Origin of the sequence: Bradyrhizobium sp. WSM471 (assembly GCF_000244915.1) — a bacterium.
Taxonomy (GTDB): Bacteria; Pseudomonadota; Alphaproteobacteria; order Rhizobiales; family Xanthobacteraceae; genus Bradyrhizobium.
In genome coordinates this window covers 7,309,290-7,333,058 of sequence record NZ_CM001442.1, presented here as the reverse complement: position 1 = coordinate 7,333,058, position 23,769 = coordinate 7,309,290, and the positions used below count along the sequence as shown (strand labels likewise).

Below are 23,769 nucleotides of genomic sequence, written 5' to 3'. Positions count from 1 at the left end.
GCGTGCCGTCCCGGGCAGGAACTACCCCACCATACGGTCCCGCCCGCTCCAGAATTCCGCGCGCAGCACTTTCTTGTCGACCTTGCCGACGCCGGTCATCGGCAAGTGCCTGACGAACTTGATCTGCTTGGGCGCGTGAGCCGAGCCCTTTCGCGTCCTCACCATGTTGATCAGCTCATCGGCATCGGGCTTAGCGCCCTCACGCGGCACGACGACGGCGGTGACGGCTTCGCCCCATTTCTCGTCGGGGATGCCGACGACCGCGACCATGGCTACGTCCGCATGCTGCGACAGCACGTCCTCGACCTCGCGCGGAAAGATGTTGAAGCCGCCGGAGACGATCATGTCCTTCTTGCGGTCAAGAATGAACATGTAACCGCGATCGTCCTTGCGAGCGATGTCGCCAGTGTGCACCCAGCCGTTCTTCAGCGTCTCGGCGGTGATGTCCGGCCGCTTCCAGTACTCCGCCATTGCGTGCGGGGCGCGCACGCAGATCTCACCGGCTTCGCCCGTGTTCACCTCCTGATCGTTGTCGTCGAGGATCTTGACCTCGCACGCCGCGATCGGGAAACCGCATGACAGGAACAACTCCGGCCTGTTGGGATCGTGATCCGCCTTGCGCAGCACCGAGATTGGATAGCATTCGGTCTGGCCGTAGAGTTGCGAGAACACCGGCCCGATGCGCTCGATCCCCTCGATCAGCCGGCTCGGCGACATCGCGGAGGCGCCGTAGAGCACCAGCTCGAGCGAGGAGAGATCGGTCCTGCTCAATGCGGGATGATCGAGCAGAACATAGATCATGGTCGGCACGAACAGCGTGAAGTTGATGCGCTCGCGCGCGATCGTCGCCAGCACCGCCTCGGGATCAAAACCCTTCAGCATGTGTACGGTGCCACCGCGCATCAAGGTTGGCAGCACCTTCGTGCCGGCGACATGGCTGATCGGTGCTACCGCGAGGTAGCGCGCGCCATCGGGGATCTCGAAGTCGGCAAGGATCGCGGCCGCGGCCCCGGCATTTTCGCGGTGGTAGCGCAACGCGCCCTTCGATTTTCCGGTCGTGCCACCTGTGTAATTCAGCGTGGAGAGATCGTCGGGGCCGGCGAGGCAATGCGCGCTGGCATGGCCTTCGATTTCGATCGCCTGCAAGAGGTCGACGCCATACTCGGCCGGTCCCATGGTGAAGACCGCCTTGAGCCAGCCCGCCTGTGCGGCGAGTTCGCCGCCGCGATCGCGGAAAGCGGCCGCATCGACCACCAGCACCTCGGCCTCGGCATCCTCGAGCTGGAACATCTGGTCTCCCCGCGATCCCAAAGGATGCAGCCAGGTGACGCAGAGCCGCGACAATTGCGCGGCGACGCCGGCGCACCAGGTGTCGGCGCGGTTCGCCGTGAGGAAAGCGACCCGCGCGCCGGGCTGCAATCCAAGCCGCATGAACACGCCCTGGATGCGCCCGATCAGGTCGGTGGTGCCCTGATAGCTCAGCGATCCGCCCGGCCACGCGAACGCGGTTCGGCCCGGATAGCGCGACAGCGCCCGCAGCGCCTGCGCGCAAGTCGGGGACGATGCATGGAGCGGATCGGACATATGTTTCCTCGCTGCTTTGTCATCGGCTTCTGGCGTGCCAATGTTTACCGCGACGCTAGCACAGGGCATGCGGGATGGAACGACCAAGCCCGCGCGAGGGAGGCATGCGTGACGTCAGATCGGCTGCAACATTTCCCCGGTCGTCTCGCCCTGCCGCTGATTGCCGCGCCGATGTTTCTGGTGTCGGGCGTCGAGCTCATGGTCGCGGCCTGCCGCAACGGCGTGATCGGCAGCTTCCCCACCGTGAATTGCCGCAGCACCGAACAACTCGACGAATGGCTCACCGACATCGAAGCGCGGCTGCTGCTGAATGAAGATCAAACCGGCCGCAAGGCCGCGCCGCTGTGCCCAAATCTGATCGTGCACCGCTCCAATGCACGGCTGGAGCAGGATCTCGCCGTGTTGCTGCACCACAGGCCGGAGATCGTCATCACCTCGGTCGGCTCGCCCGCGCCGGTGCTCAAGCCGCTGCACGACGCCGGCACATTGGTGCTTGCGGATGTTGCCTCGATCCGCCACGCCGAACGTGCGGCGGATGCAGGTGCCGACGGGCTCGTGCTGCTTACTGCGGGCGCGGGCGGGCAGACCGGCTGGCTCAACCCGTTCGCCTTCGTCCGCGCGGTGCGCGCGTTCTACGACGGCATCATCGTGCTCGCGGGGGGCATCAGCGACGGCCACGCATTGCGCGCGGCCGAAGTGCTCGGCTGCGATCTCGGCTACATGGGCACGAAGTTCATCGCGACGCGCGAGAGCATGGCGGATGAACGTCACAAGCAAATGCTGGTCGACGGCAGCGCGGACGACATCTTGCTGACCACCGCGTTCACGGGCCTGCAGACCAGCATGCTCAAACCGTCGATCGCCGCGGCCGGTCTCGACCCCGACGATCTGCCGGCGCGCGGTGCCATCGACATCGGCAAGGACATCGACGTCAACGCGCGCGAGAGCCGCCCCAAGCGCTGGCGCGATATCTGGAGCGGCGGGCATTCGATATCGGGTGTGACCGAAGTGATGGAGGTCAACGATCTCGTCGCGCGGACGGTCGCCGAGTATCGAGAGGCGGGTGGCCGCCTCTCCCCGTAAAAACGCGGAGACTGACAGCGCCCGTCGCCTCCATCGCAGTTAATCGAGCGCTCCTTAGAAGCCGTCACTTAACGGCAGATTAACCATCGATCACCCAGAATCCCCCTCAGGCGCCAATCAGGACCGAGAGGGACAGGCGATGGACTTCGACTTTCTCAACGCCAAGACGGCGGCTTCGCTGGACGAAATTCGCATTCGCGTGGCCCATGCGCTGGCCCGCCATCCGCTGTGCCGCAACGTGCGCTTCGACATCGTCAGCGTCCCCCGCACCCGCCGGGGCGGCAATTGGACGGTGGCGCTGCAATCGGTCGAGCCGCGTGGAGTCTGGGAGGCCTCGGAGATCGTAGCCGACATCCAGGACGCTTACGATCTGGCGCTAGCGGCCTGATTTTGTTGAGCTTTACAGGTAATGTCGCCGCAGTCCGCGCGATTGCCGCCGCGATGGCACGGTTAAGCCTTAATTTTCGCCCAGTTTCCGGGCAGTGATCACGTGGACTTGAAGCCGGTTGCGGAGAGACGTTTGTCGAAAGCCATCACCATCGTCGTGCTGACCTGCTTCCTCGTCCTCGGCGCCGCCACCACCGCCATTCTCGGCCGCGACAGCGTGCCCAGCGTCAGCGCTGAGATGATCTCGCAGACCCCGCCTAAGCCGCTTGCAACCAACCGGGCGGCCAAGGCCGACCGTCTGGTTCCGACGCTGGCGCTAGCCTCGGCCGCCATCGACCCGGTCCAGGTTCCGGCCGACAAGCTCTCGCAAATGCCCGTGCTGACCGAGCCGCTGCGCCAGGCGTTTGCCGCCGCCACGCCATCCGATTTCCCGATGCCCAAGGCGAGCGTGAACGAGGCTCCGGCCGCTGCAGAGATTCCCGCGGTCGAAGTCCCCGCCAAGCCGAAGGTCGTCGCCAAGCCGCAGCCGCAGAAATCCTATTCGCTGCTCTCTGACGTGCAGATTGCGGGCATCAGGGACCGTCTGAAGTTGTCGTCGTCGCAGGAATATTACTGGCCCTCGGTCGAAACCGCGCTGCGCAACGTTGTCCGCAAGATATCGGCCAACAAGCTGTCCAATCCGCACGTGCAGGGCGTGCCGATCGATCCCAATTGCGACGAGGTCCAGCAGTTGAAATCGGCCGCGATGCCGCTGCTGTTCCAACTGCGGGACGACCAGAAAGAGGAAGTGCGCAAGCTCGCCCGCATCATCGGGCTCGAGAAGGTCGCGCAGCAGATCTGACGCGCAAGTTTCTTCCGAACCAAGTTCCTCCCGGAACTGCGCCTGTATCGGGAACATCAGGCAATCGACAAGCGTTGCCCGCTCCAAAGAGGGAGTGGACCAATGCGCGCCTCGACAGCCTATTTCGTCGGTGCAGGAACCATCGTCGCAGCCATCGCCATTGGTCTCGGCGGCGGCATTGTCGCCGGCAATATCATGAATCCGGTATCGCCCAAGCAGGGGCCTGATACCAGCAAGATCGCGCAGCGCGCTGACGCCAAGCCCGCCACGACGGACGCGCCATCCGAGCGCCTGCAATATCTCACCGGCTCGCAAGCCTTCGGCGCCATGCTCGCCGCGCCAGCGCAGACCGAAGCCAAATCCGATGCCAAGGCCGAGTCCAACCCTGAGGCAAAGTCCGAAGCGGTGAAGGCCGACACGCAGACCACTCAGGCCAGCGCACCGCCAGCGCAACAGCCTTCGCGAGCGGCCGCGGTGGAGCCCCCGAAACCGCCACCGGCGTTGCCTCCGCAAGTCGCAAAGCCTGCCGAGCGACAAGCATCGACAGAGCCGTCATCCTCGTCGGACAACGCCTATGCCAAGGCCAGGGATTCTGACGTCAAGCGCGCCACGTCTGAACGGCGCCGGACGGAGCGCCGTGAGCGCTGGGCCGAGCGCCGTCATTACGATTCCCGCGAGCCGCGTGTGATGCGCGACCGCACCGATTGGGACGACGTCGCGCGCAACATCCGTGAGGATGCCGATGCGCGCGAGGTCCCGAGCGGGCCGCGCGGCGGCTTTCCGCAGATCAGGCTATTCGGCGATGACGATTAGCGTCCATCCTCGCCGTCGTGCGCTCGCCCGACTTATAACCGGCGCATCGACGTCTATGGCCTGACGGCATTGGCGCCGGTGCTGTGGACGGCGACCACTCACCCGCCGTGCGACTCCACGACCTTGCGGCAGCCGTCCGAAAGCTTCGACTTGTTCTCGCGCAGGCAGGCATTCATCTGCGGTGGCTTGCCGATGTGTTCGGCGCAGAATTTGCTCGCGTCGCTTCGGCAGGTCATCTGCTCCTGCGGCGTCGGACCGGATTGCGCAGCGGCGGTCTGGGCGGTAGCGGCGAGCAGCAGCACGGCAAGAATCGAAATCTTCATAAACACCTCCTTGGGGATGTCGTTGGTCCGCCTGGGATCAAGCGGGCCGGACCATCTCGCGAGCGCCGGGCGCAGGTCCATGCCATGTTCATGGCATCGGCCAGTCCACCCCGCCGCCGTACCCCCATTTTCATGGCATGTATCAGCGCGCCGTCTTTTGTCATTCAGGCTGCACGTTGGCTGCGAGACCCGGTGATCGCATCGGGACGCCGAACGGGAAGCAGGAGAGCAAGATGTCGAAAAGAGCGGGAGCGCTGAGTGCCGGGCTGGCGATTTTGGCGCTGGCAGGCGTGGTGATGGTTTCGCTGGGCACGAGCCCGGCGCAGGCGGTGGTCTATTGCAAGACGGTCGGCATACCCAAGGGCTGCGTGGTGCGGCCGACAGCGGCAGTGGTGGTTGCGCCGGCCGCCGCGGTCGCGGTCGCGACACCCGGGGTCGGTGCGCCCGGTGTCGGCGTGCGCGCGGGCACGCCGATGAATCGCGGTGGTCCGGTCAATCGCGTCGGCGTGCGCTGAGAAAGACGAAAGAGTTCGGGCGAAGGAGCATTGCGGACGAACCCCCCGTCTTCCGCAGGCAAATCATCCGGCCCGTCCCTCTCTCCGCGCGCCCCATACGTTCGGAGAGGGGGCTTTTCAGCCAACGGCGGCACCGCTGTCGGGGAAAATCTGCGGCAATTGCAGCCGCACGCGCGTGCCTGAGGAATTGGAGCTCAGATCGAGCATCGCCCCGCAGCGCGCGGCACGGCTCCTCATGTTGCGAAGGCCCCGCGCGGTCTGGCTCGCGTTGGTGGCCCCGCCACTGCCGACCGGCGCAGAACCGTTCGCAAAGCCCTTGCCGTCATCCGCGACCTTGATCACACCGTACGGTCCCTGACCTTCGTCGACCGTCTCGATGGTGACTGCGATGCGGCGGGCCTCTGCGTGCTTGACCGCATTGGTCACGGCCTCGTCGAGGATGCGCACGATCTGGATGACATGCCATGGCCTGAGCTCGGGATGCAGCGGCAGCCCCTGCGGCGTGGCCACGTTCCAGTCGAGCGCGATGTCGTGCGGTCGCAATTGCGCGGTCGTGCGCTCGCGCCAGGAGCCGAGTGCAAGCATCAGGTCGCCGCCGATGTCGTCCATGGAGTCGATGACGAGGCGGAGGTCCTTCAGCGCCGCACGGGCGGCGTCGGTGATGGTCGCGCCCTCGTGCCCGCGCTCGGACAGTGCCACGATGCTGATGAGCTGGCCGCCGAGGCCGTCATGCAGGTCGCGCATCAGCCGCGTGCGCTCATTGGCGAGCGCGGCGGCCCGTGCACGCTCCTCCTCGCGGGCAAAGCTCGCCTTCAGCCGCTCCTCTGCCTCGCGTACGCGTGTCACGAGCTGGTCGGCAAAGCTGTCTACCTGGTTCAGCGCGCGCGCGAACCGCCAGGTCAAGCCGGCGCCGATCGCGACCAGCATCGCCGAATAGGACAGGCGCGAGAGGAAGATGCGCTCGTCGGTCACGACCTCGAACACCGACAGAATATCGTGGACCCAGCAGATCAGCACGATGGTCACCGCGCAGCCGAGCGTGAAGCTTGCCGCGTCCTGCCGCCGCACCACCGCGGCGGCGGTGACGCAGGCCATCAGCAACAGGCAGAGCCCAACGGTGGGAATCCCCAACAGGAGAAACAGAATGCGCGGCAGCGGCGGGCCGGCGATCAGTCCGACAATGAACACGACGAGCCCCGGCGCGAACAGCAGCATGCCGTAACGCGGCCAGCGCCAGCCGAAGAACAGCACGCCAAAGACGACGACCAGGGCGCTCTCGATCGGTGCGGACGCGAGCAACACCGCGGCGAGCCGGGACGTGTTGACGGGGGGCACCGGTGGCGGCGCGAAGGCCTGCACCACGCCGAGGACCATCGCCACGGCCAGCACGCCGTAAACCGGCTCGCGGCGGCGCATCAGCCACATGATCGCCAGGATGACGGCGAGTATCGATTGCCAGGCGGAGAACACCACGGGCAACGTGACGAACATCAGCGTGCGTGTCTCGAAGGCCGGCCGCAAGGCCGCATCCGGCCCGACATAGACGGTGTCCAGAAAGCCCTTGAGCGGTCCCCAAACCAACAGCCGCACCGTGATCTCGTTCGCGCCCTCGCGCAGCAGCGAGGACGGGATTGTCGCGATCTGCGGGGTGTTGCGGTCGGGCCGGTTGGCGTTGGCATCGCGCCGGGAATCCAGGATGACGACGCCGTTGACTGCGACCTCCACCGCGTTGCTGAAGCGCGGCAGGAATACCGACCATCCCGACGCCACATCGCCACGGCGGAACGTGAAGGCGCCGGTGTAGAGCGGCGGGTCGGCCAGGGAGTAGCGTGACGACGTGAAATGCGGGAGCGTCACGGGACGCGCCACGCCGTCCTCGCGCAGCGAGAATTCGCTCAGGGCAAAGTCGTCGGGGTCGCTGGGCTGGAGCAGCCGCAGCCCGAGGATGGTCGCGACCACTATCAGCGCCTGGAGCAGCAGATAGGGCACGAGGCGCGAGACCAGCAGCCGGCGCCGCGCGGGTTTGACCGGTGCCTTCGCCGCGATCTCGCTCACAGCTTGATCAGGCCCTGCTGCACCGCTTCGAACACCGCTTCGCTGCGGGTGTGCACCTCGAGCTTGCGATAGATGTTCTTGATGTGGCCGGGCACGGTCTGCCGGGACAGGCCGAGATGGCTCGCGATCTCGGCGTAGCTGAAACCTTTGGCGATGCCCCAGAGGATGTCGATCTCGCGTGGGGTGAGCCTTGCGGTGTTGAGCGCGGGACCCGGCGGAGGCTCGGCCGCATTCTGCGCGGTACCTTGTGTTCTGCGCACGATGAAGCGGGCGATCGAGGCCGAGATCGGCGAATGACCGGCGACCAGATCGCGCACGGTGGTGGCGATATCGGTGGGGAACGCATCCTTCAGGAGATAGCCGGTGGCGCCGACCGTGATCGCGGAGATCACACTCTCTTCGTCCCCGAGCGCCGAGATCACCATGATCTCGGTGTCGGGAAAGCGTTGCCTCGTCTCGCGGATCAGCTCGACGCCGTGGCCGTCGGGCAACCGCAGATCGGTGAGCAGCACGCGCGGCGCCTGCTCGCCGAGTCCGGCGCGGGCCTCTGCGAGCGTGCCGGCGCTGCGGACCTCGTAGCCGGCCTTGACCAGCGCGTCGTGGAGCCGCCAGCAGGTCGGCGCGTCGTCCTCGACGAGGAGGATGGTGATGGCTTCACCCGTCTCGCCCTGTTCGGTCATGATCATCGTCCTGCACCCCGTGTCCCCCGCGGCGCAAAGCCAAGCTTAGCCGCGGTGCGGACGCCGCGACACCCATAATCATGGGGCAGAACGCTTGTCCCCCAAGGAGGTAAGAGCTGCGTCAGCCATTCTCCATTAACCAGCCATGGCAGAAGCTCGTTAACCAGTCTGATACATGCGCAAGCAGCCCGCCAAATCTCCCGCAGTTTGCCATTAGGCAAGCTTCGCTTTGATTCTGCTGGTCGAATGTTCGCTTGATGCCTGCGAGCCGCGCATTGCGACGACACACCCGCGCCGTAAGGCTTAACCGAATGGCGACATTTCGAGCCAAGGTTCCATGCGCTGGCAGCGTGCAATCTCGCGGTCCCGCACCGCGAGCATTTTTCATTGAAGGCGTTTGGCACCATGGCATTTAAATTGGCTGAGAAGTCTCTGAGCGTCTCGATCAAGAACTCACTGCTGACCTCCGTCTTTCTCCTCCTGCTGATTCTCGGCGGCGTTTCGGCGATGACCAAGATGCGGCTCACCGCGCTCCAGGATACGATCGAGGCTGTCGGCCGCGATCGGCTGCCAAAGCTGCGTGCGTTGGGCGAGATCAACCTCCTGGTCGCCCGCGTCCGCTCGGCCTCCTACCGCATTGCTCTGACCGCGACCCCCGAGCAGCGCGCGGATGTCGAGAGGGCCTTCAATGCCCGCATCGCGACACTCGACCAGCGGATCGCGGCGCTCAAGGCGACACTGAAGGATGGCAGCGCGCTCAAGCTGATCTTTGAGCAGTTCGCCAACAAATGGACGCAGTATGGCAAGTACCAAGCGCTGATCCTCGATCCCGAACTCGCAAAGGACCGCCTACGCTACTCCGAAATCGTGAACGTCGAGACCGAGGCGCACTTCCAGGGCGTGGTCGACCTCATCAACGACGGTATCAAGCTTGCCAACCAGGAGGCCGACGCTGCGATCGACGAGGCGATCGCAGAGAGCAAGTTCGATTCACTGATCCTTTGGGCCGTTAACGGCGTGTCCGTCCTGATCGGCCTTGCAACGCTGATATTCGTGATCCGCGACGTCTCCACGCCCATCCACCGCATCACCTCCAGCATGGAGCTGATAGCGAAAGGGCATCTTGATGCCGACATTCCGTATGCCGACCGCAGCAACGAGCTGGGCCTGATGGCCCGCGCGCTGACCGTGTTCAAGAAGAGCTTGGTGGAGAACGATCGCCTCAACGCGGCCACCCGCACCCTCTCGGAGCTCAGCGAATGGCTGCAATCGGCCAAGTCGGAAACCGAGCTCTACGACATGATCTCATCGGTGCTCGGCCGCCTGATGCCGGAATGCAAGGGCAGCCTCTTCATCTATGCCAATTCGCGCGACGTGCTGGAGGTGGCGACGGAGTGGAACGGCAAGTCGCACACGGCGAGCATCCATCCCGAGGATTGCTGGAGCCTGCGTCGTGGTCATGCCTATGTGCACGGCACCAGCGAGATCGAGTTTCACTGCGATCACGTCCATGATGGGGTCAACGACAACTATTGCTGCATTCCGATCGTTGCCCATGGCGACACTGTCGGCCTGCTGCACCTCGAATATACGTTCGACCAGTCGGAGACGGCCGAGGAAGCCAAGGCGCGCTTTGCCGATCGGGCGCGGCTGGGGCATGCCTGCGCCGAACATCTGTCGATTGCCATCGCCAACATGAAACTGCGCGAGGGCTTGCGCGACCAATCGGTGCGCGATGTGCTCACGGGACTGAACAATCGCCGTTACTTGCTGGAGATGGCACGTCGGGAGTTGCTGCGTGCCGAGCGCCACAAGACCCCGTTGAGCGTCCTCACCATCGACGTCGACCACTTCAAAAGCTTCAACGACAATCACGGCCACGATGCCGGCGACGCCGTGCTGCGTCATGTCGGCGAGATATTACGGACTCTCTTTGCCGACGATGCCGTGCCATGTCGCTTCGGCGGCGAGGAGTTCGTCGTCTTGCTGCCGAACACGGACATGGACGAAGCTGTGGCGCGCGCAGAAGCGTTGCGCGGCAAAATCGAGGCTCTCACCATCCGCTATGCCGAGGGGCATCTGCCGCGTGTCACGATCTCGGCCGGCGTCGCCAGCTTCCCGGAGGCAGGCGGCAATTTTACCGAACTGTTGCGTGTCGCCGACGATGCACTCTATCGCGCCAAGCAGAATGGCCGCAACCGCGTGGAAGGGCCTGACCACGCGCTGCCCGATGCCGACCGGATCGGCGACGAAGCCGTCGCTGCACTCGCAACGGTGCGTTCAGTCAAAAGCGAGAGCAAGGCCGCGTAGGCGCTTCGCTCATTCGACCGGTCAAGGCCGCGCCCTGTGGCAAGAGAACAGCGGGCGGCCTCTCACCGGATGGCGGCGCTAGGAGGGCTCAGCCCGCGGCGGCGGATATCGCCGGGCCAGCGCCGACAACGGCAAGTGTCGCTCGCCCTCCGGCAGCTCCAGATAGGCGAGCACGAGCGGCCGTTTCCAGTCACCGACGCCGAAATCCATCGTCATCCATTTCTGCGGTTCGGGGGCCTCAAGACCGCGCACCCAGACAAAATAGCGGGGGAGATCGTCGGCTTCCGTTTCCGTCGCGCGTCTCCTGGCCATCAAAGTTGCTCGCTGCATCAACATACGTTGCCGCACGATATAGGGACTGGCTCCGCGAAGTCGAACCCGTCGGAAGGTCATACCGGGAAGCACGCGGCCCTCTCCTGGCGAAGTGTCCGGGAATGCGGATGCGAGCCGTACGGCCGCCCGCTCTCGTCACTGCCAGAGTTCGCAGGTCGCAACCCGGTTGATGTCGGCGAGCCGCCGGCTGGTGTCGCCCTCGAGATCGAGGCTTGCGACCAACGTCAGCAGGCGATGATAGGCACTGTCAGCGACTTCGACGGGCAGCGGGGCCTCATCGAACGTCTCGACATAGCTGCCGACGAGACCGCTCAACAGACGGCACAGGCCGCGCTTTTCGGGGTCGTCGCGGCCGAGCGTCTCGAGCTTTTGCTGAAAGATCCGGAAAGTCCGCAGGCCGTGGTGCTGTTGCGAAAGCCACGTGTGCAGGTCGTTCATATGAGCTCCTTCGAATTGCGGAAGAAGCTACCGGTTTATACAGGCGGGATGTGACGATTGCTAGGGAGGGGGAGGTGGTCCGTCTTCGCCAAGAGGCTTCGCCGGACACGCTTCACCCTTTCGGGCTGCGCCACGCCGAAGCCCGAAAGGGCGAAGCGTGGTGCCCCTGGCCGGAATCGAACCAGCACTCCTTGCGGAACTCGATTTTGAGTCGAGCGCGTCTACCAGTTCCGCCACAGGGGCCCTCGGTCGGCCCCAAACAGGGCGTCGCGAAGCCGGCGGACTATAGCCATGGACAAAGCGGGGTCAACCCGCGCCAAAGTGATCCCGGCCGTTCTCGACAGCCGCATGAGCCGGGGTTACAGCCTTGGAAAGCACCCATCGAAAAGAGGCTGCCGTGACGACCCAGAGTGCCGCAATACCTGCGTTCAAACCGGCGGCCACGAGCCCCGCGCTGGCCGCTTCGCTCGCGGTCGCACTGACGGCAGCCGGGACCATCGCGGGCGCCTGGTTCTTCCAGCTGGTGCTCGGGATCGTGCCCTGTCCGCTCTGTCTGGAGCAGCGCTACGCGTATTACCTCGCGATCCCGCTCGGCCTGCTCATCGCACTTGCGGCGCGGGGCGGTGCGCCGAGACCGCTGCTGCTCGCGGGCCTTGCGATCCTTGTGCTGGCAAGCCTCGGCAATGCCGGGCTCGGCTCCTATCACGCCGGCGTCGAATGGGGCTTTTGGAAGGGACCGACAGACTGCTCCGGTCCCGTCGTCAATCTCGGCAGCGCCACCGACCTGCTGTCGCGGCTCGACACCGTGAAGGTGGTCCGCTGCGACGAGGTGCAGTGGCGCTTCCTCGGCCTCTCGCTTGCCGGCTACAATTTGCTGATCTCGCTCTTGATGGCTGCGATCGCCGCGTGGGGATTCGTTGCGACGGCGAAGCGCTGAGGCTCAATCATCCACATCGTCCTGCGTCCGGCCGAACAGGTGCACGATGCCCGGCGTCGCGATCGTCACGAAGACGAAACGCGAGAGGTGATGTGCGCCGACGAAGATCGGGTCGATGTGCAGCGTCAGGGCCAGCGCCAGCATGGCGTCCATCGCGCCTGGTGCGTAGGCGACCACGACGTCAGAGAATTTCACCTGCGTGGTGAGCGCCACGATGCCGACGAAGATCGCGGAGACGGCGATGGCGACGGCAAACGAGCCCAGCGCCGCGTTGATGTGGCCGGCGAGCGTCTTGATCCGCATCCGCGCGAAGCGGCTGCCGATCAGGGCGCCGATGCCGACCAGCGCCACGCCGCGTACCCAGTCCGGCAGGCCGCCCTCGACCCAGCCTGCGCCATGCAGCACGCTTGAGCCGATCATCGCGCCGAACATCCAGCTCGCCGGAAACTTTATCAGCCGCAGGACGAGTGCCGCGGCCAGCGAGGCCGCGACCAGCTCGACGAGGTCGAGCGGCGAGGCGATCGTCGTCGTCAGCGATGGCGCGACGGAGGGCGCGACGCCGGCGAACGCCAGCACCAACGGCAGCGCCGCGGTGAGGATGATGACGCGCATGGTCTGCACCACCGCGATGCCCGGCAAATCGGCGCCGCGCTCGACCGCCAAAATCGTGATCTGCGACAGCGCGCCCGGGCTGCCGGCGAGGAAGGCCGAGGTGCGGTCCCAGCCGTGGATGCGCTGGAGATAATAGCTGGAGCCGAAGGTCGAGCAGAAGGTCGCGAGCGCGAGCAGCCCGATGGTGAGCGGATAGGCACTGACCTGTTGAAGCAGGTGGCGCGAGACGACCGATCCTAACGAAATGCCAAGCAGCACCAGCACGGTCTGGGTCAGGATCGGCGGCAGCGTCAGCTGCCGACCGGCGATCGCGGCGATCCCGACCGCGATCATGGAGCCCGAGATCAATCCCCCCGGAAGGCCCGCGAGCAGAAACACGAGGCCCCCGGCAATGCCAATGACGAGCGTTTCCACCGTGCTCAAGATCTTGGCACGGCTCGGCCATTCGAACGGCAGGGAGGCGGTGATTTGCTTCACACCGTCTTATCGCAAATCGGCGAGAGGCGCACAATTGCGGCCACGTCATGCCGCAATGCGCGCGCCTCTCGCCGAAGCCGCGAGCAGGGGGAAAGACTTACTTCTTGTCCGCAGCCGGCGCGGCCATGCCGGCCTTGGCGGTCTTGATGCATTCGGAGCGGAATTTCTTGCGCTCCTTGCCGTGCAGGCCCTTGGCGTCGGCCTGCTTGGAGCATTCGAGCGACTCGGCCGAGTGCTCCTTCGGTGCCTTCTTGTCCATGGGGGCGGCGGTTGTGGTCTTGGTGTCGGTCTTGGCTGCCGGCGCGGCGGTCTGCGCGAAGGCAGTGCCGGTGGCGAGCAGGGAGGCGAGCGCGACGACGGCGAGGCGAGATGTGAAGGTCATGATGCTGCACTCTTCTTGCGGGAATTGCGAAGGGCGCGAAAGTCGGCTGGCCTTGCTGAACGCGACATGAATAATTCGAACGTGGAGGCTCACTATATTTTGGCGGCAGCAGCCATCGCTTCCTTGTCGCGAGCGGGCGGCACGCTAGGATAGCAATCCTCGGTTCACTTCCCTCGGGGGAAGATCAAGGAGGAGACCAAGGATGACCATTCAATCAAAGTTGCTTTGTGCAGTTGCGCTGTCGGGCTTTGCCGCGCTGGTGGCAAGTGCGCCGGCGCAGGCGCTGACCTCGCAGGAGTGCAGCGCGAAATACCAGGCCGCCAAGAAGGACGGGTCGCTCGGCACCACGAAGTGGAATGACTTCCGCAAGGCCCAGTGCGGCGCGGACGCGACGCCAGCGGCTGCACCGACCGCGGCCGCTCCTGCTGCGCCCGCCGCTCCCGCCGAGCCGAAGCAGGCGAAGAAGGAGGCCGCCCCGGCTGCTGCGCCGACCCTGCCGGCCGGCCCCGCGATCTATCCGAACGCGGTCGATCCGAAATACGCCAAGGAGACCCCCGGCAAGGGGCGCCTGCACACCTGCGTCGACCAGTACAACGCCAACAAGACCACCAACGGCAATGGCGGCATGAAGTGGATCGAGAAGGGCGGCGGCTATTACAGCGAATGCAACAAGAAGCTGAAGGGCGCCGCCTGACGCTTCAAGACGACGCAGAGGCCGGAGCCAAGCTCCGGCCTCTTGCTTTAATCCAGTAGCTTCTCGGCCGATTTCGCCACGAGCTGCGATCGCTTGCGCGGGCCGCGCTCGACGAACAGCAGGCTCTGGCCGAAGATGAAGCAGTAGAACAGGAAGGCCTGCGCTTCGGCTGCCTCGGTATCGAGGCCGGTCGCGCGATAGAGTTCGGCGACGTGCTTCAGCCGCGCCGCGTCCACGTTCGCCACCGCTGCCGCGGCGCCCTCGTCCGAGCGGGCCCATTGCCGGATCGCAAGCTCGATTGCCATCCCGTCCGGATTGAGCCGCTCGGAATAGAGCTGGATCACCGCCCGCAGCCGTTCACGGGGCTCCTGGCCATCAAGGCTCGTCTGCTGCGCGATCGCCGTTGAGCGCCCCTCGCGCCAGCGTTCCAGCATGGCACCGAGCAGCGCGGCACGGTCGGCAAAGCGGCGGTAGAAGCCGCCCTTGGTGACGCCCAGATTCTTGGCGAGCACCTCGACCCGCACCCCCTCGACCCCGGATCGGGCGAGCTCGATGAGCCCTGCCTCGACCCAGACATCGCCTTTGCCGTCACTCATGCAGGCAGCCTCGCCGATTCTTGATACGGTGCCGTATTGCTAGCGCGGGAGGAGGCTGATACGCTACCGTATCAATAATCAAAGGCACAAAAGGCCACGGAGAATTGCGATGGAGCAGGAGGCGACCTATCGCGGCACGGTCTATCCGTGGCAGTGCGATCACGTCGGCCATATGAACATCATGTGGTATGTCGGCAAATTCGACGAGGCCAACTGGAATCTGTTCGCCCGCCTCGGGCTGACGCCGAGCTATCTGCGTGGCTCCGGCCGCGGCATGGCCGCCGTGCAGCAGAACATCACCTACAAGCGCGAGCTGCTCGCGGGCGACATCGTCGAGATCCGCAGTCGCCTGCTCGAGATCCGCGACAAATCGATCCGCTTCCGGCACGACATGACCAATGCCGAGACCGGCGAGATCGCCGCGTTCTGCGAGATCACGGGCGTGCACATGGACCGTAGCCAGCGCAAATCGGTGCCGTTCACGGATGCCATCCGCGAGATCGCTTTGAGGCATCTCACCGAGCCGGCGGAGGCCTGAGCCATGGCCGCATACGAGCCGCTTCGCACGAGCCGCGCATGACCGTTGCATAGCAGTAATTGACAAGTCTGCCGGCGCATCCCTTGATACTCCGGTCATGCTTGCAAGTCTTGGTCTCATCCTGCTCTGCCAGTTGATCGGCGAAGCCGTCGTGCGCGGCCTCGGCCTGCCGATGCCGGGCCCGGTGCTCGGCCTCTTGCTGCTCCTCATCCTGCTGCTCGCGCGCGACCGCTTTGCGCTTCTCGCGCGCGGGCCGCTGGGCGATGATGGCGTCGAGAGGGCCGGCAAGGGTCTGCTGGCGCATCTGTCGCTGCTGTTCGTGCCGGCCGGGGTCGGCGTCGTGCAGAAACTCGATCTGCTCGCGTCCCACGGCATCGCTATCATCCTCGTGCTCGCGCTATCGGTGGTCGTCACGCTGCTCGCGACCGTACTCACCTTCCGCCTCGCCAGCCGGCTGTTGAGGCAACAGGACGCGCCGTGAAGGACAATCCGTTCTCGCTCTGGGTCTATCTCTCGCAGTCGCCGCTGCTTTGGTTGACCGTGACGCTGCTGGTCTATGCCGGCACGGACGCGGTGTCGCTGGCGACGCGGCGTCATCCGCTCGCCAATCCCGTGCTGCATGCGATGTGGATCGTCGGCGCGTTCCTGCTGTTGACCGGCACCTCCTACACGACCTATTTCGCCGGCGCGCAGTTCGTGCACTTCCTTTTGGGGCCCGCGACGGTCGCGCTGGCTGTTCCCCTCTACGAGAACCGCAAGCGCGTCGTCGCCTCGATCGTGCCGATGCTGGTGGCGCTGGTCGCGGGATCGGTCACCGCCGTGGTGTCCGTGGTGTTGCTGGCCGAGTTCGCCGGTCTGCCGCGCGACGTGGTTTTGTCGCTCGCACCGAAATCCGTCACGGCCGGCGTTGCCATGGGCATCGCCGAAACCCTGCACGCCGATCCCTCGCTGGCTGCGGTTGCCGTCATCCTCACGGGCATCATGGGAGCGATCATCGTGACGCCGCTGATGAACCGCACCGGCATTACCGACTTCCGCGCCCGCGGCTTTGCTGCCGGCCTTGCCGCGCACGGAATCGGTACCGCGCGTGCGTTCCAGGTCGACGAGATCGCTGGCGTCTTCTCCGGCATCGCCATGAGCCTGAACGCTTTGGTGACCTCATTCCTGGTACCTTTGGCGATCACGCTGTTGGTGCGATGACATCGGCGCCGCGACACTCTATATGACCTGTAACAATTCCCAGTCTCGAACCGTATCGACGGAGATGGGACCGAAACAGGACGAGATATGGCTGGATTCAGGAACAAGGGCCTTGTGCCGACGCGGCGCGCGGCGCTGACGCTGATCGGGGTGGGTGCCCTTGTCGCGGGTGGGATCACCTCGGCGCGCGCGGCGACCGACGAAGACGGAGTGCTCACCGAAGCCAAGGTGCTGCGCGATCCCGACGTTCCCGTCGCCGGTAATCCCGACGGGAATATCAGCATTATCGAATGGTCCGACTACAACTGCCCCTATTGCCGCAAGCTCGAGCCCGAGTTGCGTCAGGTCATCCAGGACGACGGCAAGGTCAGGCTGGTGATGAAGGACTGGCCGATTCTCGGTCCGGTTTCGGTCACGGCGGCGCGGACCGCGCTCGCGGCGAAATTCCAGGACAAGTACCACCAGGCCCACGACGCCATGATGGGCGTCAGCTCGCGCCTGACCGAGCCACGTATCAACGAGTTGCTCGCGGCCGCCGGCGTCGACATGGTTCGGTTGAAGCGCGATCTTGCCGATCACGCCAAGGACATCGACGCCGTGCTCAAGCGCAACAACGAGCAGGCCGAAGCCTTCGGTTTCCGCGGCACCCCGTCCTTCATCGTCGGCAAGTATCGCGTGCCGGGCGTGCTCAGCATGAACGAGTTCGAGCAGGTCATCGCCGACGCCCGCAAGGCCAAGATGAACTGAGGCGGGCGATATTCACAGCGCAACACAAAGGCGCCGCCGCGGACTCGCGACGGCGCCTCATTTCATCTTGATACCAAGTCGTTACTTCGAGGAGATGCGGACCCAGTCCTTGTGCGCGCGATCACGCAGCGCGTCCCAATCGGCCTTGGCGACATCCCAGTTCACGATGGTGCGATTGGTCGTCGCGACCTCGCCATTGGCGACCGACGACGTCTGCATGGAGTCATAGACGTACATGCCGCAGCCGAGCAGCAACGCGCCCAAAATCATTCCGAGAAACATCCGCATGGCGAAACCTCCGATGACGGGCGATAACGTCGACCCGGAGTGATTGTTCCGCGACAGTGCGGCGCAGGTAAGGACGATCCGTTCACGCTTCATTCAGCCACTCTACCAGCTCCGCGTTGATCTCGCGAGGATAGGTGTGGCTGAGGTCGTCGATCTCGCGATAGGTGACATTCGCGCCGGCGGCGGCGAGGGCCGCCTGTGTCTGCCGCGCGGTCTGCACCGGAAACATCCAGTCGAGCTTGCCGTGCGTGATGAAGATCGGAAGGCGCTGCAGGCGCGTGGCGTCAGCCATCTCTGCCATCAGGGGATGGAAGGTTGCCGACACCGGCGCGAGATGCGTGAAGGGCGAGGCGCCGTCGAGCCCGGTGACGTAGCAGAAGGTGCCGCCGTCGCTCATGCCTGTCAGCAGCATGCGCGAGGCGTCGATGGTCCAGCGGCTGCGCACGGTTTCGAGAATGCGGATGAGGTTGGGCGTGTCGGAATCGTCACCCATCAGTGCCCAGGTCGGGCCGGTCGCGGTCGGCGCCACCAGGATCGCACCAAGACTGCGGGCGTCGCGCAGCCAGCTCCACAGAAAACCGCGGCCGTTGCCGCTGCCGCCATGCAGTGCCATCACCAGCGGCATGGCGCGGTCGGGCCTGTAATATTCGGGCACGTAGACCGAAAAGCCGCCGCGGCTGCCAGGCTCGTTGTGATCGTGGATGATGCCGGTGTGCGCGTCCGCGCTGGCTTCGAGCCGCGACAACAGGTCGGCGTTCTCGCGCATGGCGGCGTTGAGGAAGAAGCTGCTGACCGGCGGAAACTGCACGGCCAGCGGATAGAGTGCCTCCTGCGCGCGCGGCAGATGGCGCAGCGCGCGGAAGACTGCGACGAGGTCGCCATTGCCACGCTCGACCTCGCGCAGGCCGGAAAAGGCGGCGAGCGTCTCGTCGCAGGCACGGTCGAGTCGCTCGCGCAGTCCGGTGAACTGTTCCGGCCATGCTCCGATTGCCGCGCGCGCCGTTTGCAACGCCTCGTCGGGCGCGCCGATCGCGTTCATCACGGAGCCGAAGGCCGGCGGGTGCAGGTTGCGCTGAAAGAAGCCGAGCGCTTCCAGCGCATTGAGCAGCGGCGGCAGCACGGCCACGATGTCGTCAACGACGGCCTCGCTCATCGTCGTTTCCCTGCTTCAGTTCGGCTTGTCAGTGCAGCTTCGGCGCCTTCAAGAGCTTAAAGCGATCGGTCGAGGTCACCGTGACGTCGAAGGTGACACCTTCATGATGTACCGTCAGCGGCACGTCGACGCCGGCGGCGCCGAGGCCCCACAGCTTGTTGTAGAAGCCGGTCTGGCTCGTGACCTTCTCGCCGTCGACCGCGAGGATGACGTCGCCGGTCTTGAGCTCGGCACGGGCGGCGGGACCGTTGGCGGAGATCCCGATCACCACCACGCGGTTGTCGATCTCGGTCGAAAAGAGTCCGAGCCATGGCCGTGCCGGCTTGTTGACGCGGCCGAATTTGCGCAGATCGTCCAGGATCGGTTTCAACAGGTCAATCGGCACGATCATGTTGACGTGCTCGGCCTTGCCGTCGCGCTCGCGTTCGAGCTGGAGCGAGCCGATGCCGATCAACTCGCCGCGCTCATTGAGGAGCGCCGTGCCGCCCCAGTTCGGGTGCGCGGGATGGGTGAAGATGGCCTCGTCCAGCAGATATTCCCAGTAGCCGGCAAATTCCTGCTTGGCCACGATCTGGCTCGCGACCGAGCGCGTGCGTCCGCCGGCGCCGCCGACCACGACGCGGTCGCCGAGCCGGGTCTCGGCCGAGATGCCGAGCGGCAAGGGATCGACGTCGAGCTGGCCGAGCGCCTGCACCAGGCCAAAGCCGGTGACGGCATCGAAGCCGAGCACATGTCCCTCCACCACGCGCCCCTCTCCGACATGCAGCCACACCGACTCTGCTTCGGTGATGAGATAACCGATGGTGAGCACCAGCCCGTTGTCGATCACGACGCCGTTGCCGGCGCGTTCGGTGCCCAGTGTCTCGGCACTGAAAGCGTCCGGCGGGATGATGGCGTGCAGGCCGACGACGGAGGCGAGCGCGTGGTCGAGATCGAAACCGTAATCGCTCGCACGCGGCTGATTGGCCGGCGGCACTCTCCATTCGGTCAGGGCGGGCATGGAGTTCTCCTGGCTGAGTGCATCGCTCCGCCGTGGGTAGCGGAGCGACGCGCGAAGCACGGATAATTTAGGGCGGAGGAGGCCGTCTTGAAAGCCTCGTTCCTAACTATTCCAGAGAACGCCGTGTGAAATCTTTGAAAGGCAGGGGAACGGTTTATGCACGGTCGGTCGGGCGGCCTCCGGCATTGGCCGCATGGCTGCTGTCCGGCGAGGTGCTAGGCGCCGTACAATGAAGCTGCTAACCATTGCCGCTTCGTTTGACCCAGGGATCACGGACCGAAGCATGGACAACCGCAGCGACATCTGGCGTGGCATCGACACGATCAAGGCACGTTTCATCGACCTCAGCGACAAGGTCTGGGGCATGCCCGAAGTCTGCTACACCGAGGCGCGGTCCGCCGCCGAGCATCTTGCCGAGTTGCGTCATCAGGGTTTTCGCATCACCGAGCAGGTCGCGGGCATTCCGACCGCAGTGATGGGCGAATGGGGCGAGGGCGGACCGGTCATTGCCTTCATGGGGGAATATGACGCGCTGCCGGGCCTGAGCCAGGAGGCGGGCGTCGCGGAGCATCGTCCGGTCGAGACCGGCGGCCACGGCCATGGCTGCGGCCACAATCTGCTCGGTTCCGCAGCTCTCCTGGCCGCGACGGCGGTGAAGGACTGGCTTGCCGAGAACAAGGTGCCGGGCCGCGTGCGCTATTACGGCTGCCCCGCCGAGGAAGGCGGCGCGGCAAAAGCCTTCATGGTGCGCTCCGGCGCATTTGAAGACGCCGACATCGCCATCACCTGGCATCCGCACAGCTTCTGGGAAGTCGCGGTGACGCCGTCACTCGCCAACACCCGCGCCGATTTCATCTTCACCGGCCGCACCTCGCATGCGGCAGCCTCGCCGCATCTCGGCCGCTCCGCGCTCGACGCGGTGGAGCTGATGAATGTCGGCGTGAACTATATGCGCGAGCACATGCCGAGCGACGCGCGCGTGCACTACGCGCTGCTCGACACCGGCGGCATCGCCCCGAACGTGGTGCAGGCGCATGCGCGCGTGCGCTATTCGATCCGCGCCCGTGATCTGCCCGGCATGAACGAACTGGTCGGACGCGTGAGCAAGATCGCGGACGGCGCGGCGCTGATGACCGAGACCAAGGTCGAGATGAAGATCATCTCCGCGGTCTCCAACATCCTGCCGAACACGCCACTGGAGCAGGCGCTGCACCGGGTCATGGAAGAGCTCGGACCGCCGCATTTCGACGACGCAGACAAGGGCTTTGCCACGGAGATACGCGCGACGCTGAGCGACAAGGACATCGAGTCGGTCTATTACGCGATCGGCATGGAGCCGACCGAACGGCCGCTGGCCGACTTCCTGGTGCCACTCGATGCCAAGCGCAATCCGCTGGTCGGCTCGACCGACGTCGGCGACGTAAGCTGGGTGGTGCCGACCGTGCAGGTCCACGCACCCACGGTTGCAATCGGCACGCCCTTCCACACCTGGCAGGTGGTCGCGCAGGGCAAGAGCGCGCATGCGCACAAAGCCATGGTGCAGGCCGCCAAGGCGATGGCCGGCATCGGCATCAAGGCGCTGACGGACCCTGAGCTGATCAAGGCTGCCAAGGCTGACCTCGAGAAGCGGACGGCCAAGACGCCTTACGTCTGTCCGCTGCCGGATCACGTCGCGCCGCCGCTCGACATGTCCGTGGCGTAGAATTTCGCCTCGATACTTCGTCTGATGCGGCGATCAAATTTTCTGCAGTGCAGCGCGGAATTCAGCGTGTTTTGATGCTGGATTGCCGAACGGATGGGCTGCGGAATATGGTTTTGCCCAACAGACAGTCAGAAGACCGTTTGCATACACACGGTCGTAGTTGACGCGCACCCCATTCGGTGTGCCATCTACCGCCAGCCAAGCCCGGTGGTCGTCTCGCGCGACCGCCTGCATCCATACGGGAACCAGACGGGGGACAACCATGCTGGATAAAGAACTGCGTTCGATGATCGGTGACGTGAAGGACGGGCGGATGGATCGCCGCGGCTTCATTCAGCGCCTGGCTGCCGTGGGTCTCACCGCGCCTTTGGCCAACCAGATCCTCGCGCTTGGCGGCGTCGCGATGGCCGAGGGCGTCTCGACCTACAAGCCGACCAAGCGCGGCGGTGGTGGTGCGCTCAAGCTGCTGTGGTGGCAGGGGCCGACCCTGCTCAATCCGCATTTTGCCACCGGCACCAAGGACCAGGACGGTGCGCGTCTGTTCTACGAGCCGCTCGCCTGTTGGGATCCCGACGGCAATATGAAGCTGGTCCTGGCTGCCGAAATTCCCTCGATCCAGAACGGCGGCCTCGCCGCCGACGGCAAGTCGGTCACCTGGAAGCTCAAACCCGGCGTCAAATGGCATGACGGCACGCCGTTCACAGCCGACGACGTCGTCTTCAACTGGGAATATGCCAAGGATCCGGCGACCTCCGCGCTGACCATTGCGACGCTCCGCGACATCACGGTCCAGAAGGTGGACGACCTCACGGTCCGCATCCTCTTCAACAAGCCGACGCCGTTCTGGGCCGACGCTTTTGTCGGGGCTCCCAATACCATCATCCCGAAACATCTGTTCAAGGACTATATGGGGTCCAAGTCGCGGGAGGCGCCGACCAACCTCTCGCCGGTCGGCACCGGCCCCTACAAGTTCGTCGAGTTCAAGCCGGGCGATCTCGTCCGCGGGGTGATCAATCCCGATTATCACATGGCGAACCGGCCCTATTTCGATTCGATCGAGATGAAGGGCGGCGGCGACGCCGTCTCTGCCGCGCGCGCGGTGATCCAGACCGGCGAATATGATTTCGGCTGGAACATTCAGGTCGAGGACGACGTGCTGCTGCGCCTGGAGAAGGGCGGCAAGGGAAAGACCGTCTACGCCGTCGGCGGCGACACCGAATTCATCGCGCTGAACTTCACCGACCCCAACACCGAGGTCGATGGCGAGCGCTCCTCGATCAAGACCAAGCACCCGCTGTTTTCCGATCCGGCAGTGCGCAAGGCGCTCTCGCTGCTGATCGATCGCGAGTCGGTCAAGAAGGCGATCTACGGCCGCGCCGGCCGCACCACCGCCAACTTCCTCAACGGACCGGAAAAGTTCGTGTCCAAGAACACCTCGTGGGAGTTCAGCGTCGAGAAGGCTTCGAAGATCCTCGACGATGCCGGCTGGAAGCCGGGCGCCGACGGCATCCGCGAGAAGGACGGCAAGAAGCTGAAGCTCCTCTACCAGACCGCGATCAACGGGCCGCGCCAGAAGACGCAGGCGATCGTCAAGCAGGCCTGCCAGAAGGCGGGCATCGACGTCGAGCTGAAATCGGTCGTCGCCTCCGTGTTCTTCTCCTCCGACGTCGGCAATCCCGACACCTATTCCAAGTTCTACGCCGACATGGAGATGTTCCAGATCCCGCTGAGCCAGCCCGATCCGTCGCAGCACATGCGTCGCTACCTTTCGAACCTCGTCGCGACCAAGGAAAACAAGTGGCAGGGCACCAACTTCCCGCGCTGGGTCAACAAGGAGTACGACGCGACCATCCTTGCCGCGGACGGCGAGATGGATCCGGTCAAGCGCGCGGCGTTCTACATCAAGGCCAATGACCTCATGTACCAGGACATCGTCTTCATCCCGGTGCAGCACCGCCTGAAGGTCGAGGCGGCCGCCAACAATCTGCGCCCGGTCGTTTCCGGCTGGGCCAACGAGACCGACAATTTGTTCGACTGGTACCGCGAAGAATGATGACGCACGCCTAGAGCGGTCCTTCTTC

26 protein-coding genes and 1 tRNA gene are annotated in these 23,769 nt (G+C 64.9%); 14 read left to right on the top strand and 13 right to left on the bottom strand.

Annotation, left to right across the window (positions count from 1 at the left end):
- Positions 1–21: 21 nt before the first annotated feature.
- Positions 22–1,584: an AMP-binding protein gene (locus BRA471DRAFT_RS33495; protein WP_007615375.1), complete on the bottom strand. Its 1,563-nt coding sequence runs from the start codon at positions 1,582–1,584 to the stop codon at positions 22–24.
- Between the two features lie 108 nt (positions 1,585–1,692).
- Here BRA471DRAFT_RS33495 and BRA471DRAFT_RS33490 point away from each other — a divergent pair, with 108 nt between their 5' ends.
- From BRA471DRAFT_RS33490 to BRA471DRAFT_RS33475, 4 genes are all read left to right on the top strand, one after another.
- Complete coding sequence (locus tag BRA471DRAFT_RS33490; RefSeq protein WP_007615373.1) at positions 1,693–2,667, top strand: nitronate monooxygenase family protein; 975 nt, start codon at positions 1,693–1,695, stop codon at positions 2,665–2,667.
- Between the two features lie 139 nt (positions 2,668–2,806).
- A complete protein-coding gene (locus BRA471DRAFT_RS33485) occupies positions 2,807–3,055 on the top strand; it encodes a hypothetical protein (protein WP_007615367.1) in 249 nt (82 codons plus the stop codon).
- Positions 3,056–3,187: 132 nt separating this feature from the next.
- The gene (locus tag BRA471DRAFT_RS33480; protein WP_007615364.1) at positions 3,188–3,895 is read left to right on the top strand and encodes a hypothetical protein; all 708 of its coding nucleotides are present in this window, start codon (positions 3,188–3,190) and stop codon (positions 3,893–3,895) included.
- Positions 3,896–3,997: 102 nt separating this feature from the next.
- A complete protein-coding gene (locus BRA471DRAFT_RS33475) occupies positions 3,998–4,708 on the top strand; it encodes a hypothetical protein (RefSeq protein ID WP_007615361.1) in 711 nt (236 codons plus the stop codon).
- Positions 4,709–4,806: 98 nt separating this feature from the next.
- On the opposite strand, the gene BRA471DRAFT_RS33470 is transcribed toward BRA471DRAFT_RS33475, so the two are convergent.
- Positions 4,807–5,112, bottom strand: a complete 306-nt coding sequence (locus BRA471DRAFT_RS33470; RefSeq protein ID WP_231170997.1) for a cysteine rich repeat-containing protein — start codon at positions 5,110–5,112, stop codon at positions 4,807–4,809.
- 152 nt (positions 5,113–5,264) lie between these two features.
- On the opposite strand from BRA471DRAFT_RS33470, the gene BRA471DRAFT_RS33465 reads away from it, so the two are divergent.
- The gene (locus BRA471DRAFT_RS33465) at positions 5,265–5,546 is read left to right on the top strand and encodes a hypothetical protein (protein ID WP_007615357.1); all 282 of its coding nucleotides are present in this window, start codon (positions 5,265–5,267) and stop codon (positions 5,544–5,546) included.
- Between the two features lie 117 nt (positions 5,547–5,663).
- On the opposite strand, the gene BRA471DRAFT_RS33460 is transcribed toward BRA471DRAFT_RS33465, so the two are convergent.
- A complete protein-coding gene (locus tag BRA471DRAFT_RS33460) occupies positions 5,664–7,601 on the bottom strand; it encodes an ATP-binding protein (protein ID WP_007615355.1) in 1,938 nt (645 codons plus the stop codon).
- A complete protein-coding gene (locus tag BRA471DRAFT_RS33455; RefSeq protein WP_007615353.1) occupies positions 7,598–8,281 on the bottom strand; it encodes a response regulator transcription factor in 684 nt (227 codons plus the stop codon). Before BRA471DRAFT_RS33455 ends, BRA471DRAFT_RS33460 begins: the two co-directional genes overlap by 4 nt.
- A gap of 405 nt (positions 8,282–8,686) precedes the next feature.
- Between BRA471DRAFT_RS33455 and BRA471DRAFT_RS33450 the strand changes: the two genes are divergently transcribed.
- On the top strand, positions 8,687–10,591 hold the full coding sequence (locus tag BRA471DRAFT_RS33450; protein ID WP_007615352.1) for a diguanylate cyclase: 1,905 nt from the start codon (positions 8,687–8,689) through the stop codon (positions 10,589–10,591).
- Positions 10,592–10,669: 78 nt separating this feature from the next.
- On the opposite strand, the gene BRA471DRAFT_RS33445 is transcribed toward BRA471DRAFT_RS33450, so the two are convergent.
- The 3 genes from BRA471DRAFT_RS33445 to BRA471DRAFT_RS33435 all read right to left on the bottom strand — a co-directional run bounded on the left by BRA471DRAFT_RS33445 (position 10,670) and on the right by BRA471DRAFT_RS33435 (position 11,605).
- Positions 10,670–10,903, bottom strand: a complete 234-nt coding sequence (locus tag BRA471DRAFT_RS33445) for a hypothetical protein (RefSeq protein WP_007615351.1) — start codon at positions 10,901–10,903, stop codon at positions 10,670–10,672.
- A gap of 156 nt (positions 10,904–11,059) precedes the next feature.
- Positions 11,060–11,362, bottom strand: a complete 303-nt coding sequence (locus tag BRA471DRAFT_RS33440; protein ID WP_007615350.1) for a hypothetical protein — start codon at positions 11,360–11,362, stop codon at positions 11,060–11,062.
- A 158-nt stretch (positions 11,363–11,520) separates the two neighbouring features.
- Positions 11,521–11,605, bottom strand: a tRNA-Leu gene (locus BRA471DRAFT_RS33435).
- A gap of 154 nt (positions 11,606–11,759) precedes the next feature.
- Here BRA471DRAFT_RS33435 and BRA471DRAFT_RS33430 point away from each other — a divergent pair.
- A complete protein-coding gene (locus BRA471DRAFT_RS33430) occupies positions 11,760–12,299 on the top strand; it encodes a disulfide bond formation protein B (protein ID WP_007615349.1) in 540 nt (179 codons plus the stop codon).
- A gap of 3 nt (positions 12,300–12,302) precedes the next feature.
- Here BRA471DRAFT_RS33430 and BRA471DRAFT_RS33425 read toward each other — a convergent pair whose 3' ends face one another.
- Both BRA471DRAFT_RS33425 and BRA471DRAFT_RS33420 read right to left on the bottom strand, forming a co-directional pair.
- Complete coding sequence (locus tag BRA471DRAFT_RS33425) at positions 12,303–13,388, bottom strand: AbrB family transcriptional regulator (RefSeq protein ID WP_007615348.1); 1,086 nt, start codon at positions 13,386–13,388, stop codon at positions 12,303–12,305.
- A 97-nt stretch (positions 13,389–13,485) separates the two neighbouring features.
- Positions 13,486–13,770 carry a PsiF family protein gene (locus BRA471DRAFT_RS33420; protein WP_007597424.1) on the bottom strand — a complete coding sequence of 95 codons (285 nt, stop codon included), beginning with the start codon at positions 13,768–13,770 and terminating at the stop codon, positions 13,486–13,488.
- A gap of 202 nt (positions 13,771–13,972) precedes the next feature.
- On the opposite strand from BRA471DRAFT_RS33420, the gene BRA471DRAFT_RS33415 reads away from it, so the two are divergent.
- Positions 13,973–14,464, top strand: a complete 492-nt coding sequence (locus BRA471DRAFT_RS33415) for a hypothetical protein (RefSeq protein WP_007615347.1) — start codon at positions 13,973–13,975, stop codon at positions 14,462–14,464.
- Positions 14,465–14,511: 47 nt separating this feature from the next.
- Here BRA471DRAFT_RS33415 and BRA471DRAFT_RS33410 read toward each other — a convergent pair whose 3' ends face one another.
- A complete protein-coding gene (locus tag BRA471DRAFT_RS33410; RefSeq protein ID WP_007615345.1) occupies positions 14,512–15,060 on the bottom strand; it encodes a TetR/AcrR family transcriptional regulator in 549 nt (182 codons plus the stop codon).
- Positions 15,061–15,169: 109 nt separating this feature from the next.
- Between BRA471DRAFT_RS33410 and BRA471DRAFT_RS33405 the strand changes: the two genes are divergently transcribed.
- The 4 genes from BRA471DRAFT_RS33405 (at position 15,170) to BRA471DRAFT_RS33390 (ending at position 17,545) form a co-directional block, all read left to right on the top strand.
- Positions 15,170–15,598: a thioesterase family protein gene (locus BRA471DRAFT_RS33405; RefSeq protein WP_007615343.1), complete on the top strand. Its 429-nt coding sequence runs from the start codon at positions 15,170–15,172 to the stop codon at positions 15,596–15,598.
- A gap of 97 nt (positions 15,599–15,695) precedes the next feature.
- Positions 15,696–16,079, top strand: coding sequence for a CidA/LrgA family protein (locus BRA471DRAFT_RS33400; protein WP_007615341.1), 384 nt, complete (start codon positions 15,696–15,698; stop codon positions 16,077–16,079).
- Entirely contained in the window at positions 16,076–16,798 is a 723-nt protein-coding gene (locus BRA471DRAFT_RS33395; RefSeq protein WP_007615340.1) for an LrgB family protein, read from the top strand. The genes BRA471DRAFT_RS33400 and BRA471DRAFT_RS33395 overlap by 4 nt, the downstream gene beginning before the upstream one ends.
- Positions 16,799–16,885: 87 nt before the next feature.
- The gene (locus tag BRA471DRAFT_RS33390) at positions 16,886–17,545 is read left to right on the top strand and encodes a DsbA family protein (RefSeq protein ID WP_007615339.1); all 660 of its coding nucleotides are present in this window, start codon (positions 16,886–16,888) and stop codon (positions 17,543–17,545) included.
- 81 nt (positions 17,546–17,626) lie between these two features.
- Here the strand turns inward: BRA471DRAFT_RS33390 and BRA471DRAFT_RS33385 are convergent, their stop codons facing one another.
- The 3 genes from BRA471DRAFT_RS33385 to BRA471DRAFT_RS33375 all read right to left on the bottom strand — a co-directional run bounded on the left by BRA471DRAFT_RS33385 (position 17,627) and on the right by BRA471DRAFT_RS33375 (position 19,986).
- Complete coding sequence (locus BRA471DRAFT_RS33385; RefSeq protein ID WP_007615338.1) at positions 17,627–17,833, bottom strand: hypothetical protein; 207 nt, start codon at positions 17,831–17,833, stop codon at positions 17,627–17,629.
- An 82-nt stretch (positions 17,834–17,915) separates the two neighbouring features.
- Positions 17,916–18,986: a phospholipase gene (locus tag BRA471DRAFT_RS33380; protein WP_007615337.1), complete on the bottom strand. Its 1,071-nt coding sequence runs from the start codon at positions 18,984–18,986 to the stop codon at positions 17,916–17,918.
- 28 nt (positions 18,987–19,014) lie between these two features.
- Positions 19,015–19,986 (bottom strand): S1C family serine protease, encoded by a 972-nt coding sequence (locus BRA471DRAFT_RS33375; RefSeq protein ID WP_007615336.1) that lies wholly within the window; start codon positions 19,984–19,986, stop codon positions 19,015–19,017.
- A gap of 283 nt (positions 19,987–20,269) precedes the next feature.
- Between BRA471DRAFT_RS33375 and BRA471DRAFT_RS33370 the strand changes: the two genes are divergently transcribed.
- Both BRA471DRAFT_RS33370 and BRA471DRAFT_RS33365 read left to right on the top strand, forming a co-directional pair.
- Complete coding sequence (locus BRA471DRAFT_RS33370) at positions 20,270–21,688, top strand: M20 family metallopeptidase (protein WP_007615335.1); 1,419 nt, start codon at positions 20,270–20,272, stop codon at positions 21,686–21,688.
- A 262-nt stretch (positions 21,689–21,950) separates the two neighbouring features.
- On the top strand, positions 21,951–23,741 hold the full coding sequence (locus BRA471DRAFT_RS33365) for a peptide ABC transporter substrate-binding protein (RefSeq protein WP_007615334.1): 1,791 nt from the start codon (positions 21,951–21,953) through the stop codon (positions 23,739–23,741).
- The last annotated feature ends 28 nt before the right edge of the window (positions 23,742–23,769 follow it).